Below are 14,451 nucleotides of genomic sequence, written 5' to 3'. Positions count from 1 at the left end.
GATGCCTCGAGGCTTATGCGCGCTGTACGGTGAGGTCATCTGGCGACGCGTCGACCTCCTCGAGCCACTCGTCGATCTTCTCGTGGTTCTCGTCGGTCACGTCGTCGGGAGCCGCATAGAAGCCCTCGTCGCGGGCGAACTGCTGTGCGTCGTTGGTGTAAAAGCGTGCGAACGAGCCGATGAGGTCGGTTCGTTCCTCGAGGCTCGCCATGCTGACGAAGGCGAACAGCGGACGAGCCAGCGGCGAGTACAGTCCGTCCTCGATGTTTTCCTCTGTCGGGAGGTAGAAGCCGTCTTCGCTGTCGCTCTCGACTGGGACGGCCTCGATCGGCTGGTCGTCTTCGATCTCACGCAGGTAACCCAGTCCACCCCAGCCGAAGCCGTGTTCGTTGTCCGCGACCGCAGCCATGATCTCGTTGGTCTGGCTGGTCGCGGAGTAGTCGTCACGGATGTTGCCGCGCTCGCCACAGATATTCTCGGTAAAGTAATCGAACGTCCCCGACGCGCTGTCGCGGGCGTGCAGCTGCATCTCCTCGTCGGGCCACTCGTCGCGAACGTCACTCCAGTGGGTAATCTCGCCGGTCGCCTCGAACTCCCAGATCAGCTTGAGTTCCTCGAGAGTGATCTCCTCGAGCCAGGTGTTCTCGGAGTTTTTCACGACTGCGAGCCCGTCGAGGCCGACCTCGAGGAAACCGTAGTTGACATCGTTTTCCTCACAGAGGCCGATTTCTTCCTCGGTGATCTGACGGCTCGCACTCTGATAGTCGGAGTTGGCCCGGCAGAACTCCTGAAAGCCGGCTCCGGTTCCCTCCGGTGCAACGTCGACCAAGACGCTCGGGTACTCGTTTTCGAAGTTCTCGCCGGCCCACGAGGTGATCGGTGCGACCGTGTTCGACCCGGATGCGTCGATCGTTCCGGACAGGTCGCTATCGTCACCACCCATACAGCCCGCGAGTGCGGTCAGCCCCGCCATGCTCGCGCCGGCGAGGAACGTTCGTCGCGATGCAAACCCGGTCTGGTCGCCTTCGGACGTGTTGTCCGTCATCACCCGATCGATTGGGACAGCCATATAAAGAGGGTGCTAATATCTATATATCTTATCTCGTACATCAATAGACGCCTATGTAGACGACCATAGATCGAGCGGTGCCGCTGAAAACAGCCAGTAAAACGGATATTCGGCCAGTTCAAGTTATTCGCGTCCGGTTCCGCAGCTGATTCGAATCATCTTCGAAGGCAATTCTCTCGCGGTTTCGGTGACTTTGATGGCTCATCATTCACGGCACAGATAAGTATATAGTTCTATAGAACACTACGAATTGTACTATACACCTATGTTTGTCTGTTCGCAAGATACCGGACTTTACGCCTTTCTGAAGCGCTAATAGCGCCCTCTGGAAATCCCTCTATAGATTCGAGTAGATTTATATTCCCGTCATCGAAATCGTGCCCTATGGAGACACGCAAGGTCCAGGTGACCGGTGGCTCGACGTACACCGTCTCACTTCCGAAGACGTGGGCCATCGACAACGACATCAGCAGTGGTGCAACCGTCGAAATCTATGCTGAAGACGATATGTTGCTCGTCACGCCACAGCGTGAGACCGATCATCAGGAGGGACAACTCGACGTCTCCGTCCTCGAGGACGAGCAACTCACCCGTGCTGTCCTGACGATGTACGTCAGTGGGTTCGATATCATCCGCCTCGAGGCCGGCCGGATCACAACGGCACAACGGCGGGCGATCCGCAGTGCGATTCAGGGGCTGATCGGCGTCGAAGTCGTCGAGGAGTCGGCCGACTGCGTCGTCGTCCAGGACCTGCTGGACTCCTCGGAGCTGTCGATCGTCAACGCCGTTACGCGAATGCGCCTGATCGCGACCTCGATGCTCGAGGACGCCATCCACGCGCTCGTCGAGAATGACGACGAACGCGCCATCGACGTGGTCGAACGCGACGACGACGTCGACCGACTCTGGCTCGTCGTCTCGCGGATCTTCCGGGCGACGCTGCGCTCGCCACGGGCCGCGGAGTCGCTTGGCGTCTCCCGCGAGGACTGTTTCGATTATCACTCGAGTGCCCGCCAGCTCGAGCGGGTCGCCGACCACGCCGTCAAGATCAGCCAACTCGCGCGCAAACTCGGCGACGTTCCCGAAGACGTCGCCGACGCGTTGCTCGAACTCCACGCCGATACGGCGACGATCCTCGAGAAATCCCTCGATGCGCTGTTCGCCGACGACAGCGCCGAGGCGACCGACCTGAGCCACGACGCCCTCGAGTCGGTGCTGGATATCGACGAGCACACCCGAACCATCGACGATATGCTCCGTGAACTCGATCCCGTACAGGCCCAGTCGCTGGGGCTGATCCTCGACTCGCTCTCCCGGAGCGCCGACTACGGCGGCAATATCGCCGAGACGGCGCTGCAGAAGGCAGCACCACGGCCGTAGACGTTCGATTAATTCGGTTCAGATGGACGTCCGCGATAGCAACTGAACCTACGGTTGTCCCGCTTTTCGATCACGTCTCGCTTTTAGCTAAGAGAGAAACCGCGTGATAGCAGCGGTTATTGAGGCGGCTTTCTGAAACGAATGAGGAATCCGAGTTTGTAGACGATAACCTAGCCACCACGAGTGAGTAGGCGGGGGTAGTTCACAAGCGAATCAATCTTGGAGTTCAACGGAATCCTGTCCACGAAACCGCTCGGACACCGCGGACAGTCAGTACTCTAACAAGCGTATGAGCCGTACATTTTTCTCCGGATTTCTCCCGAGAGAGACGTCGAAACACGTGGCTGTCTATCCATCTCATAGCAACCTTCACTTTTGGAACGGCAGCAGGGATGATTGTACAATGGACAAAAACGTCAATTCAGATACTGTACCGCTCTCGCGGCGGCGATTTGTTATGGCTGGTGGCGCGTTTGGGATCGCATCTCTTGCGGGCTGTGTCTCCGATAGCGACGACGGAAACGGAGGGGCAGGCAGCAGCAACGCTATCGAATTTCAGGACTTCGATACAGACAATCCTCACGAGACGCTTCCACAACCGACCGATGTCCTGTTTGATCACGGCTTCAACGAAGGGGACGAACAGGCACTCGCGAACTTCGAGCCCCGTGACCAACCCCACTACGGCAACCCGGTAATGGAGCCTGGATCAAGCGATTCGTATCTCGACCCGGATACGATCAACTTCGCGTTCGGATCGGGGGAGTCGGCCGCGACGATTTACGCCGACGCGATGGATCCACTCGTCGAGAACATCGAAGCCGAAACCGGCCGTAATGTCGATTTCACCGTCCTCGATAGCAGTGCAGCGCAAGTAGAGGCAATGCGGTCCGACAGACTGCATCTCTCGACGTTCAGTGCGGGGACGGTTCCCTACGCCGTCAATATTGCCGGAGCCGTCCCGTTCGGGATGTTGGTCAAAGAGGGGACGTTCGGCTATCGGCTGTGGGTCTGTGCCCAGCGAGACAACGAAGAGATTACCGAACTGGATGATTTGCGTGGCAAGGTCGTCGCGCACGCCCATGACACCTCGAACTCGGGCCATCTTGCACCGATGGCACTGATGCCCGAGGAAGGAATTATCCCCGGCGAAGACTACGAGATTCAGTTTTCCGGTGATCACAACAACAGCGTCCGTGGCGTTGACATCGGCGACTACGACGCGGGGATGATCGCGAGTAGTTCGTACGGTGACTTCGTTACGTCGGGGAACTTCGATCCGACACGACTTCGGTGTATTTGGATGAGTCCACCGTTTGCCTCCCAACCGTCCTGTTATCACTATCGGCTTCACCCCGACCTTGTCGAGGGAATCAAAGCCGCCCACCTCGAGTACGATTACTCCGGGACATCGATCGAAACCCAGACCGAGCAAAACGAGTTTATCGAGTTCGACTACGCTACGCACCACCATCCAGTCCTGCAGATTCACGAAGCGAACGATATCGAGTACAACATCGGTGACCTATAGCACAGTCTTCGCCACTGTTTCTCGGCAGGCATTCGCGTAAACGTCTCTCGACGTTCCATCCGACCTGAACAGCGACCGACTCAACACACAGCAGCAAATTCAGCCCCCCTCAAGACACAAATGAAAACGGATACAGAGGCGTCGTCTCCGACCGATTGGGATCGTCCCACGATATTCTACAACGAATATGTGAAGTGGACTGTCTATCTACTGATCGTGCTGTTTGCGGCGTGGAGTTACTGGGAGATCCGCATCACTCCCGGCCGTCTTCTCGTCGGACTCGAGCAGTCCAGTCAGCTGATGGCTAACGCGTGGCCGCCTGACTTCACGCCTGAAAGGCGAGAAATGATCTGGCGTGATATTCTGGAAACCCTCGCAATGGCCGTCATCGCGACTATCGGTGGTATTATCCTCTCCGTTCCAGTCGCCATCCTCGGGTCGAGAAACCTCGTCTCCGAGCGAGTGTTCTGGATTGGCCGGACTATTATCGCGACTTCACGCGCGTTTCACGCGCTGATAATCGCGATTATCGTCGTCAAAGCCGTTGGGTTCGGCCCGCTGGCCGGGATCATCACGCTGATGATCAAGACAGTCGGTTTCTTTGGGAAACTGCTTGCCGAGGAGATTGAAGATATTGATCCGACACAGCTCGAGGCGATCGAGGCGACGGGTGCGGGCCGATTCCAGACGTACTTTTACGCCGTCGTTCCGCAGATCACACAGCGATTCGTCGCGCTCTCGATCTACCGCTGGGATATCAACCTTCGAAGCAGTGCCATCGTTGGCATCGTCGGTGCGGGTGGGATCGGTCAGACACTGGTCGCATCATTCGACCGCTTCGAGTACGACTTCTCGGCTGCGATCATCCTGGTCATCATCGCGCTGGTTTTGTTAGGCGAAGCTGTGAGTGCTGTAGCCCGAAAGCGAATCTCGACTGGAGCTGCGGGTGTAGAGACAACTCCCACGAGAGATGCCGGCAGGCGCACCTGGAATCGGTTTACGAGAGGCCAACAGCTACTGCGGTACGGTTCCGTTGCCCTTGTCGCTGGTGTCATCGTCATCTCCTGGCGTCATCTCGAGATGGGCATCGGCGTTGTTCGAACCGCTCCCGCAGAGCTATACGACCTCTGGACCCGAATGTGGCCGCCGTCGACTGGGATCGTCGCGGAGATGGTTGATCCGCTGTTGACATCATTGCATATCGCCATCCTCGGAACCGTGCTCGCAATCGCCCTGTCGATCCCGACGGCGCTTATCGCGGCCGATACAACAACGCCAAACAGAGTTACGTACACACTCGGGAAATTGATCGTCACCACGACGCGCTCTGTGAACGTCATTATCTGGGTCCTCGTGCTCGTTTTGCTGCTCGGACCCGGCGCGCTTGCGGGCGTCGTCGCTATCGGTATCCGGTCGGTTGGGTTCATCGGGAAACTCCTCGCAGAGGCCATCGAAGAGATCGATATGACCCAAGTCGAGGCGATGACCGCGACTGGGGCGAGTCGCCTCGAAACAGCTGTGTATGCCATTGTTCCGCAAGTGAAGCCGGCGTTTATCGGCATCGCGACGTACCGATGGGACTCGAACGTTCGTGCATCGACCGTGATCGGATTCGTTGGTGGTGGTGGGATCGGTAGTCTGCTCATGTCACAAATAAACCAGTTCCAGTGGGCAAACGCGATGACGATCCTGATCGCAATCCTCGGTATCGTTCTTTTCAGCGAAGTCGTCTCTGCGTACGCACGAAAAAAGGTGATGTGACGATCAGTCGGTAGCCCACGCAACGAGGACACTGTATCGCCTTTCGAACACAACGCTTGCAAATAAACAATGTTAGAAACAAAAAACTTGGAGAAGGTGTATCAGACTGGTGACCGCGCGCTGGACGACGTGTCTGTCACACTCGATGGAACCGAGGTCGTCGCGATGATTGGGCCGAGCGGTGCCGGCAAGAGTACGTTCATCAGGTGTATCAACCGACTGGTTGAACCGACCAGCGGTGACGTCTGGCTTGACGACGTCGAACTCACCGCACTCTCGAAGCCGGAACTTCAGCGAGAGCGTCGGAACATCGGAATGGTGTTTCAGGAGTACGGACTCGTCGAGCGTCTGACCGTCATGGAGAACGTCCTCTCAGGGCGGCTCGGCTACGTTGGCTTTTGGCAGTCGCTCCGGCGGAAATTCCCCCCTGATGCTATTGAACACGCCTACGAGACCCTCGAGCGCGTCGGTCTTCGTGGCTACGAGAACAAGCGTGTCGACGCGCTCTCGGGTGGCCAACGCCAACGTGTCGGGATCGCACGAGCAGTGCTCCAGCGACCGAAACTGTTGCTTGTCGACGAACCGACGAGCAGCCTCGATCCGGAAACCTCACACGCGGTGATGGAACTCCTGGCCGAAATCGCGGTCGATACCGATGTTCCAGTCGTGATCAACATCCACGAAGTCCATCTGGCAGAGGAGTTCGCGGATCGGATTCTCGGTCTTTCAGACGGCAGTCTCGTCTTCGATGGACCACCTGCCGAGCTCGATGAGGCGGCGAAAACGCGGGTGTATCAGGGCGCGACCGACAGCGTCGAAGCGTCTCGGTCAACAGGCGAGTCAGCTGACGATCAGCTCAGTCAAGATGAACTGCTGACGAAAAACGGCTAACGGCCGACGGGACGTTCATCCCGGCACTACGTCCAAAAGCGGTACCCTCATCGGACTCGCCCGAATCATCTCTCCGTCACTCGATTTGAGAGGGACTATCGGAGCGCCTCGAGATGTGCGGTGTCGTTTACGCGTTCGAGTGTCCAACTGCCGTTGTACTCGAGGACGTTGAGTGCGGTGTTGTTCTGTGCGATTCGATGACCCCACATACAATCCCCGCTCGTGAGGGCGGCGAGCAGTGTCTTGTTGACGCCGCTGTGAGCAACGATCATGACTACCTCACCACGGTGCTCGTCGACGAGCCATTCGACAAACGGCACAACTCGATCTGCGACGTCTTGTCTGGTCTCACCACCGGGTGGACACCATTCGCTTCGATTCACGTTCGTCTCGGCCCTACTGCGCTCGACAGCGGGTTTGTGACGCTCTTCGAGTCGACCGAAGCTGCGTTCACAGAGCGTGTCGACCGTCGTGATGTCGATCCCGTGTGGTTCGCTCGCGATCGTCGCTGTCTCCAGCGCACGACTGAGCGAACTCGAGTACACGGTATCGAGCTCCGTGTCTCGGAACCGTTCGGCGAGCGCTTTGGCCTGCCGTTTGCCGCGAGCATTGAGTTCGACATCAGTGCGTCCAGCAAGTCGGTTCTGCTCGTTGTAGATCGATTCGCCATGCCTGACGAGTAACAGTCGAAGGTCGTCGTCTGTATTCGGATGGTCTGCCTGAGTCACGTCTCTCGGTACTGAGCCTGCGCTTGATCGGGTTAACCGATTATATGTGCTCTCGATACGGCACGGTCGTGCTCCGGTCTGCTATAGAGGCATCCGTCCCACAGTCGGGCATCGTTTCCACTCGAGTCCGTTCCGGTTCCAACCTGCTTATGCCGGTCGCTCTCGTTCCTGTAACCGTGTCCGAGTTCGCGTTCGAACTCGAGTTGTGTGCCCACCTCGAGAGCCACCAGCCGGGCATCGTCGCCCGCCAGCTTGGAGCCAGCGTCGCCGAGCCCGGTGGCCGAATCCTCGACGTCGTCTGTGTCGAACCTGGCCCAGCTTTCGAGGAGCGACTCGAACTGACGAGCGCGTCCATTCCGGCGGCGGCGATCGAGTCGGACGTCGGCACCGGCCGGGCGCGGTACTGGAAAGACGCCTTCGACTGCCATCCGGATCGTGCCCGTCGAGCCACCGAGCGGGCCTGTGAGATCGGCTTTTTCGAACGCGACCGACGGAAGGGACGCGAGTACGTCCGGCAGGTCGCGCGTTATCCGGAGTGGGACGACCGCATCGTCGGCATCGAGAACAAACCCGACCTCGAGCGGCCGGGCGACCTCGAGGCCCAGCTCCGAACGGACGTCAGCCTCGCGCTGGTCGACGAGGCCGTCCTCGCGACCGAGAGCTACGTCACGCGAGCGCATCTCCACCGCATTCCCGACGCGGTCGGCGTCTGGCGCGTTCATCGCAACGACGACGCATCGACACTCGAGATTGAGATCGTTCGCGAGCCGACGCCGTTGGCCGTCGACGAGTCGGGGATCGAGCCGCTCGAGTACCAGCCGGGGCGGACCGAGATCGCCGTCGTCTCGCCCGAGGCGAAAGCCCGGCGGCGACGACGCATCGCCGAACGTGCCTACGGTAAGGGGTGGCGAACGTACGGGTTTCCCGACTGTGGAGCCTGTCGAGCCGACGACTCGAGCGGCGCGACACTGCCTTACTGTGAGCGGTACGACCGCGTCGTCGACGCCAGCGTGGAGTGTGGGCCGTCGTGTCCGGGCTACGACTCCACAGCAGCCCTCGAGGTGGATCTCGAGGCAGAACGTGACCGTCGAACGCCGTGGGTGGCCGAGCCAGCGGGCAAACGCCGCCGGCAGTCGGGACTCGACCAGTTCGGATAAGCGAGCGACGGTGTCCGTTCCGTTACAGGTCGTACTGCTCGCCGTCGATCGCCAGCGGCTCCTCGAACGCCTCGTCGGCCGGGTAGTAATGGGCGAGATGGACCAGCCGCGTCCGCTCGGCGTTCAGTTCGTCGGCTAACTCGAGTGCTCCCTCTCGAGTCATGTGTTTCGTCCCGAACGTCCGGGGGACGCCGTCGTCGTTCTCGTGGCGACCGCCCAGTGGATGGTACGCACAGAGATGGGCGGGGACGATCGCGTCCGCGAGCAACAGATCAGGGTCGGCGAGCACCGTCCGGGAGGAATCGGGAATGTCGTAGCTCGTATCGCCGGAGAGCGACAGCTTCGCGCCCGTTTCGGGGTCCTCGATCGCGACGCCATAACAGACCAGCGGCGGATGGTCGACCGGCACCAGCGTCACGTCGAACCCACAGATCCGAACCGGCTCAAGCGGCGTCGTCGGATGGACCTCGAGCAACTCGAGGTAGTGATAGTCGTCGCTGACGGTTTCGGCGACACTCTTGCCAGTTTTGGGGTCGGTTTCGTCGGCGGCGTAGACGGGCAGCGAGTCGAGGACGCGAAAGACGTTGCCAAGCCCATCGAGGTGATCGAAGTGGATGTGGGTGATGACGGCAGCGTCCGGCAGGGCCACGTCCTCGCGCAGAAACTGCATACGAAAGTCCGGGCTGAAATCGACCAGCAGCGATTCGCCGGTGCGGTCGTTCTCGACGTGGACCGAAAACCGGGTCCGTTCGACACCGCGTTCGCGGGCCAGCTCGCACGTGTCACAGTCACAGCCGACAGTGGGCGTCCCGGTCGTATCGCCCGTCCCGAGCAGCGTTACGCGCACAGTCCGTGGTCACCTCTCCACTCGAGACACAGTGCGATCGAATCGACGGCGTTCTCGTGTCGCGATTCATCGCTCATTGCGAGTCGATTGGCAGGCAGGGCATATGGGTGTTGCCCGAATCGAGGTGGCCGATCACTCCGACTGCGAATCACCGTCGTACTCGTGTGCCCGCAACAGGTCCGGCTCGACGTCGCGCAGGACCGCCTCGTGGGTCGCCTCGAGCACGACGGGTGGGGCACAGTCGGCCTCCACCGCCTCGAGCCACCGGCCGAGACAGCAACACCACCGATCGCCGGGCTCGAGACCCGGAAAGTCGAACTCGGGCTTCGGGGTAATGAGGTCGTTGCCGTTTTCCCTGCTGAACTCGAGAAACGGCTCGGTCATCACGGCACAGAGCTCGTGGCGACCCCGATCGCCCTCGACGCGACGGCAGCACCCATCTCGGAGAAACCCAGTCATCGGTTCGGTGCTGCAGGGCTCGAGGTCGCCGCCGTAGACGTTCCGGTCCGTAGGCATTGCCGAAGCGTCGGCTGCTGTGGCCAAAAGCAGTGGGGTACCGGACACGACTCGCCTCGAGTGTCCGTCTGCGAGTCACTCGAGACTCGGCGGGTAAACCGGCTCGAGATCACGGGTCTCGAGATACGTCTCGAGAAAATCGGTCCGCTCGCCGATCTCGGCCGGGCGGTGGGAGTCGGTGCCGACGGTGACGGCGACGTCGTACTCCCGGAGCACCTCGAGAAACGACTCGTCGGGGTGGACGATCGTCGTCGCTGCCGTTGCGCGTCCGGCGTTGATTTCGGGGACCGTCCGCGAGTCGGCCAGCGCTCGAGCGACGCGCTCGTAGTGGTCTCTCGTCGCACGCCCGCGCAGCGGCGGCGTTCGTTCGAGCAGATCGAGGTGGGCGGCGACGTCGAACAGCTCCGCGTCGATCATCGTAACGAGCGCGTCGAAGTAGTCGTCGGCGATCGCATCCAGTGCTGCCCCGCTCATCCCCGTGAAGTTCCCCGGTACCTGTACGTTCAGTCCATCGACGGTGTGGACGCTGCCGAGCGTGTATTCGAACTCCGCCTCCGCGAGGAACTCCCGAATCGCGCGCTCGTCGCGGGGGTCGTAGTCCATCTCGACACCGTCGTAGATCTCGAGTGTGATGTCCGCTCGCTCACGGAGGGCCTCGATCGCCCGGCGGCGGCGCTCGTAGGTCAGATCCAGATTGAAACCGTAGACGCTGCGAGCGGTGGCCGGGCGCTCACGGGCGGAGATCGTACAGTGGTCCGTGAGTCCGATTCCCTCGAGGCCGGCCGTGTCGGCGGCGGTGACCATTCGCTCGAGAACGCTGCCGTCGGAGTAGTTCGTGTGGGTGTGGAAATCGTGCATACGGCGACGACACCGGGCTGGCAGTTGGGTGTTTCGCCAGCCGCAGACGTCTCCACACAGCACGTCGCTGGTGGCTCAGTGGCTGTGATCGTGGTCGTGGTCGTGCCCGTGATCGTGTGAGTGGCCGCCGTCGCTGCCGAGGTCGCCGCCCGCGACGAGTGCGTCGTGGTCGCCGCCCATCATATCCATGTTCTTCAGCGTATCTCGTTCTTCGAACTCCTCGACGGCGTCGAGCAGATCCTCTTGAGTCAGCGTCGTCCGGTCTTCGGTCAGCGCCTCGAGGACGGCCTCTCGGAGCACCATCCGGAGGTCGCTGCCGGTCAGCCCCTGTGTCACCTCAGCGATGAGCTGTGGGTCGAACTCCTCGATGTCCATCGTGCGGGTGATGACGCCGAGAATGTCCGCCCGCATACCGCGGTCGGGTTTGGGGAAGTTGATAATCTCGTCGAAGCGTCGCCAGGCGGCGTCGTCCAACTGATCGGGGTGGTTCGTCGCGCCGATCAGGAGGACGTCGTCTTCGATCAGCGAGATGTTGTCGATGCTCTTGAGCAGGGTGTTGACGGCGCGTTTGAGCGCGGCGTGTTCGTCGCTGCGCCGTGTTTTGGCGACGAAGTCGAACTCGTCGATAAAGAGGATACACGGCGACAGCCGTTTGGCGACTTCGAACGTCTTATCGACGTTTTTGGCCGTCTCGCCGAGATACTGGCTCGTGATCATCGAGAGTTTGACCTCGACGAACGGCAGGTCCATATCCTGTGCGAGCGCCTGTGCCGTCGATGTCTTGCCTGTTCCCGGCGGACCGACGAACAGCAGTTTCCCGATCTCGCGCAGGCCGATGTTCGCGAGGTAGTCGCGGTGTTCGATCGCCTTCGAAATCTTGTCGAGTTCGTTCTCCTGATCGTCGGTGAGCACCAGATCGTCGAGCGACATATCGACTTCCTCCGGCGCGCGGACCTCGACGAGGTCGAGCATCTCCTCGTCGTCGTCCTCGTCGAAGTACTCCTCGAGTAAGCCGTCGATCCAGACGCGGTCGGCCTGAATCGGGCGGTTTTGCTCTCGCGCCTCCTCGTGGGTGACGTCGAAGCTGTCGCCGAACTCCTCGTGTGTCGTGAAGTGTTTGGCCAGCGTCGGGTTCTCGAGCAAGCGGTCGTCGTCGACACGCTCGGCGAACCACTGTTCGGCCAACTCCTGTTGGACGAGTGAGATCGTTCCCGAGAACTCGTCGCGGTCGGTAAACATCAACTCCGAGACGGCGTCCCAGGGCTGGCCGACGCCGGTCGCCTCACGTGCGGTGCTGTTCGTGGCTGAGAGCGGCCGGCTGATGCCGGCGTGTGTCTGTCCACCGTCCCCGTCACCGTCGTCGACGCCGCCGGACCAGAATACCCGGCGGAACGACGGTGGGAGATCGTTCTCATCCAGCGTCCGATCGTCCGAATACACGCTCGTCGTGAGCAGGAACTCCACGACATCGAGCGCCGCATCACTCATTCGGTCAACGTATTCACCACATGGTCTTAACGTCGTCGTCATGCGCAACGCATGCGGGAGATACGCTTACTCGCACTCGAGTATCTGTTACGTGGCATAACGGTTTTCGTCCGTGGGTACACACGCATGTGTATGAACGTCCTAGTGGGCCTCGTTGGAAGCGACGAATCGATCAAAACGCTCCGGCGGACGATCGATCGCACACGCGAGGTTGGCGACGAACTCACCGTCGCCGTCGTCGAAAAACCCGAGGCGAAACGCTCACAGACGGAAATGACCGAGCAGGCGGAGACGCTGCTCTCGGAGACGAACATCGACGCAGAGATCATCACGCTCGAGGGCGATCCGGGCAGTTCACTGGTCGACTACGCCGAACAGGGCGAGTACGACCAGCTGGTGATCGGCGGCGGTACGTTGAGTCCGATGGGCAAGATCCAGCTCGGTCCGATCACCGAGTTCGTCCTGTTGAACGCGCCGACGACGGTCAAACTGGTGCGATAACGATGGTTGGAACGCGACCGTACCCCGACGAACCGGCCGGACCGTTTCCCTCGCCGACGACGACGTTCGACGACCGAGAGGGACGACCGATCGAGATCGCCGCCGAAGCCGACTTCGCGGACGCGCTCGACGACGTCGTCGACATGTACGCCCAGTTCGATCCCACTGACCGCGCACAGGGGATTCCACCGACTGGTGAAGCACGCATCCGCAACTGGCTCGAGACGATCGCCGACGAGAGCGTCAACGTCGTCGCCCGCCACGGCGAGGACGTCGTCGCCCACGCAACGCTCGTGCCCGACACCGACGATCCGCAGGCGATCGAAGACCGCGGCGACGTCGAGTGGGAGCTTGCGATTTTCGTCCTGCAGGACTACCAGCGCGCCGGGATCGGGACACGGCTTCTCGAGCATCTGCTCGGACATGCCAGTGACATCGGCATCGAACAGGTGTGGCTGACCGTCGAACGCTGGAACAACCCGGCGATCGCCCTCTATGAACGCGTTGGCTTCGAGTCGACCGGCACCGAGAGCTTCGAACAGGAGATGGCGATCCGACTCGAGTGAGGAGTCATCGACAATGAGTCCGTAGGCGGGTCGAGCGCCCGCTCAGACGGACAGCACCGGCTGGCTCGCGTACGCGAGGACGTACTCCGCGGCTTTCTCCAGGACTTCCGACGATGCTGTGTCAGTCACCGGCTCTCTGGGGAGGACGATGAAGTCGGCGTCGATCGTATCGGCCGTGTCGAGGACGACGTTGCCGGGATGGCGTGTTTTGCGTGTCTGTGAGAAGCCGTCGTCGACGGCGGTCACGAGCGGGACGTCTGTCTCGTCCGCGACGGCCTGTATGCGGTCGAAAAAACCCTGCGTATCCGTCGCGATGGTCTCTTCGTCGACGGTGCCGGCGTTCATCCCCTGAACGACGCCACGGCCGAGCACGAACAGGGCATGAACCGACGCGTCGTAGCGGTCGGCGATCGCAATGGCGTACTCGACGGCGGTCGCGGATTCCTCGCTCCCGTCGACCGGCGCGAGAACAGTATCGACGGTAAACGGCTCGCTGTCGTCCATACGCGGTGATGTGTTCCCCGTCGTCAAAAAGCCACCCGACACCCGCCGGGGATCGACGCGGCAACGTGGTTCGTGCCCGGCGAAGAGCCGCCGGTGTTTAAGCCACCTCGGTCGTAACCATCACGCATGTTCGATACGGTTGTGGTCGCCACCGACGGCTCCGAGAGCGTCAAACGGGCCATCGACGTCGCGCTCGATCTCGCAGCGCGGTTCGACGCCGAGATCCACGCGCTCTCGGTCGTCGATGCCAGCGAGGTCGACGCCTCGCCCCAACAGCTCCGCGACGAACTCCGAACCGCCCTCGAGACGACTGCCGACGCCGCGCTCGCGACCGTCGAGGAGCGTGCGACCGACGACGCCGAGATCACGACCGCCGTCCGTGAGGGTCGACCCGCGGCCGAGATCTGTGAGTACGCCCGCGAGATCGACGCCGATCTGGTCGCCACCGGCACTCGCGGCCGTCACGGCGAGAACCGCCTCCTGCTGGGCAGCGTCGCCGAACGAATCGTGCGTACCTCCCCCGTCCCCGTCCTCTCCGTTCGACAGCTCGATCCGATGGCAGGAGACGACGCGGACACAGCAGCCCAGTAGCCTCGAGCCACGGGTCACCGACTCCTGTCTCGCCGTTCGAGAGGGGAAGTCACTTCCCCACCC

General features: G+C 61.1%; 15 protein-coding genes and 1 pseudogene. 9 read left to right on the top strand and 7 right to left on the bottom strand.

The annotated features are described in order from the left end of the window. Nucleotides 1-13: 13 nt before the first annotated feature. Nucleotides 14-1,069: a PstS family phosphate ABC transporter substrate-binding protein gene (locus C495_RS08860; protein ID WP_241430598.1), complete on the bottom strand. Its 1,056-nt coding sequence runs from the start codon at nucleotides 1,067-1,069 to the stop codon at nucleotides 14-16. Between the two features lie 384 nt (nucleotides 1,070-1,453). Between C495_RS08860 and C495_RS08855 the strand changes: the two genes are divergently transcribed. The 5 genes and pseudogenes from C495_RS08855 to phnC all read left to right on the top strand — a co-directional run bounded on the left by C495_RS08855 (nucleotide 1,454) and on the right by phnC (nucleotide 6,632). Beyond that, the gene (locus tag C495_RS08855; protein ID WP_008162080.1) at nucleotides 1,454-2,449 is read left to right on the top strand and encodes a phosphate uptake regulator PhoU; all 996 of its coding nucleotides are present in this window, start codon (nucleotides 1,454-1,456) and stop codon (nucleotides 2,447-2,449) included. Between the two features lie 457 nt (nucleotides 2,450-2,906). After that, nucleotides 2,907-3,980, top strand: a complete 1,074-nt coding sequence (gene phnD / locus C495_RS08850; protein WP_008162070.1) for a phosphate/phosphite/phosphonate ABC transporter substrate-binding protein — start codon at nucleotides 2,907-2,909, stop codon at nucleotides 3,978-3,980. Between the two features lie 120 nt (nucleotides 3,981-4,100). Beyond that, nucleotides 4,101-4,898, top strand: a pseudogene (phnE, locus tag C495_RS18615) (phosphonate ABC transporter, permease protein PhnE); the annotation flags it as partial. 9 nt (nucleotides 4,899-4,907) lie between these two features. Continuing rightward, nucleotides 4,908-5,741: a phosphonate ABC transporter, permease protein PhnE gene (gene phnE, locus C495_RS18610; RefSeq protein WP_394295664.1), complete on the top strand. Its 834-nt coding sequence runs from the start codon at nucleotides 4,908-4,910 to the stop codon at nucleotides 5,739-5,741. A gap of 69 nt (nucleotides 5,742-5,810) precedes the next feature. Then, nucleotides 5,811-6,632: a phosphonate ABC transporter ATP-binding protein gene (gene phnC, locus C495_RS08840; RefSeq protein ID WP_008162067.1), complete on the top strand. Its 822-nt coding sequence runs from the start codon at nucleotides 5,811-5,813 to the stop codon at nucleotides 6,630-6,632. A 95-nt stretch (nucleotides 6,633-6,727) separates the two neighbouring features. On the opposite strand, the gene C495_RS08835 is transcribed toward phnC, so the two are convergent. After that, nucleotides 6,728-7,360 (bottom strand): histidine phosphatase family protein, encoded by a 633-nt coding sequence (locus C495_RS08835; RefSeq protein WP_008162065.1) that lies wholly within the window; start codon nucleotides 7,358-7,360, stop codon nucleotides 6,728-6,730. Between the two features lie 149 nt (nucleotides 7,361-7,509). Here C495_RS08835 and C495_RS08830 point away from each other — a divergent pair, with 149 nt between their 5' ends. Continuing rightward, nucleotides 7,510-8,517 carry a DUF5787 family protein gene (locus C495_RS08830; RefSeq protein WP_008162063.1) on the top strand — a complete coding sequence of 336 codons (1,008 nt, stop codon included), beginning with the start codon at nucleotides 7,510-7,512 and terminating at the stop codon, nucleotides 8,515-8,517. Between the two features lie 22 nt (nucleotides 8,518-8,539). Here the strand turns inward: C495_RS08830 and C495_RS08825 are convergent, their stop codons facing one another. From C495_RS08825 to C495_RS08810, 4 genes are all read right to left on the bottom strand, one after another. After that, nucleotides 8,540-9,364 (bottom strand): MBL fold metallo-hydrolase, encoded by an 825-nt coding sequence (locus C495_RS08825; protein WP_008162061.1) that lies wholly within the window; start codon nucleotides 9,362-9,364, stop codon nucleotides 8,540-8,542. Nucleotides 9,365-9,496: 132 nt separating this feature from the next. Beyond that, nucleotides 9,497-9,880, bottom strand: coding sequence for a DUF2237 family protein (locus C495_RS08820; protein ID WP_008162056.1), 384 nt, complete (start codon nucleotides 9,878-9,880; stop codon nucleotides 9,497-9,499). Between the two features lie 75 nt (nucleotides 9,881-9,955). Next, nucleotides 9,956-10,738, bottom strand: coding sequence for a PHP domain-containing protein (locus C495_RS08815; protein ID WP_008162055.1), 783 nt, complete (start codon nucleotides 10,736-10,738; stop codon nucleotides 9,956-9,958). A gap of 75 nt (nucleotides 10,739-10,813) precedes the next feature. Next, entirely contained in the window at nucleotides 10,814-12,226 is a 1,413-nt protein-coding gene (locus tag C495_RS08810; RefSeq protein ID WP_008162054.1) for an ATP-binding protein, read from the bottom strand. Between the two features lie 132 nt (nucleotides 12,227-12,358). On the opposite strand from C495_RS08810, the gene C495_RS08805 reads away from it, so the two are divergent. Together C495_RS08805 and C495_RS08800 are read left to right on the top strand one after the other, a co-directional pair. Beyond that, nucleotides 12,359-12,727 (top strand): universal stress protein, encoded by a 369-nt coding sequence (locus tag C495_RS08805; protein WP_049890253.1) that lies wholly within the window; start codon nucleotides 12,359-12,361, stop codon nucleotides 12,725-12,727. A 2-nt stretch (nucleotides 12,728-12,729) separates the two neighbouring features. After that, nucleotides 12,730-13,293 carry a GNAT family N-acetyltransferase gene (locus C495_RS08800; protein WP_008162050.1) on the top strand — a complete coding sequence of 188 codons (564 nt, stop codon included), beginning with the start codon at nucleotides 12,730-12,732 and terminating at the stop codon, nucleotides 13,291-13,293. A 42-nt stretch (nucleotides 13,294-13,335) separates the two neighbouring features. Here C495_RS08800 and C495_RS08795 read toward each other — a convergent pair whose 3' ends face one another. Continuing rightward, on the bottom strand, nucleotides 13,336-13,797 hold the full coding sequence (locus tag C495_RS08795) for a universal stress protein (protein ID WP_008162045.1): 462 nt from the start codon (nucleotides 13,795-13,797) through the stop codon (nucleotides 13,336-13,338). Nucleotides 13,798-13,923: 126 nt separating this feature from the next. Here C495_RS08795 and C495_RS08790 point away from each other — a divergent pair, with 126 nt between their 5' ends. Further along, nucleotides 13,924-14,388 (top strand): universal stress protein, encoded by a 465-nt coding sequence (locus C495_RS08790; protein ID WP_008162044.1) that lies wholly within the window; start codon nucleotides 13,924-13,926, stop codon nucleotides 14,386-14,388. Nucleotides 14,389-14,451 lie beyond the last annotated feature (63 nt).

It is taken from the genome of Natronorubrum sulfidifaciens JCM 14089, from assembly GCF_000337735.1.
Classification (GTDB): domain Archaea; phylum Halobacteriota; class Halobacteria; order Halobacteriales; family Natrialbaceae; genus Natronorubrum; species Natronorubrum sulfidifaciens.
Note: the sequence above shows the minus strand (reverse complement) of the source record. Positions and strands in the feature narration are given on the sequence as shown.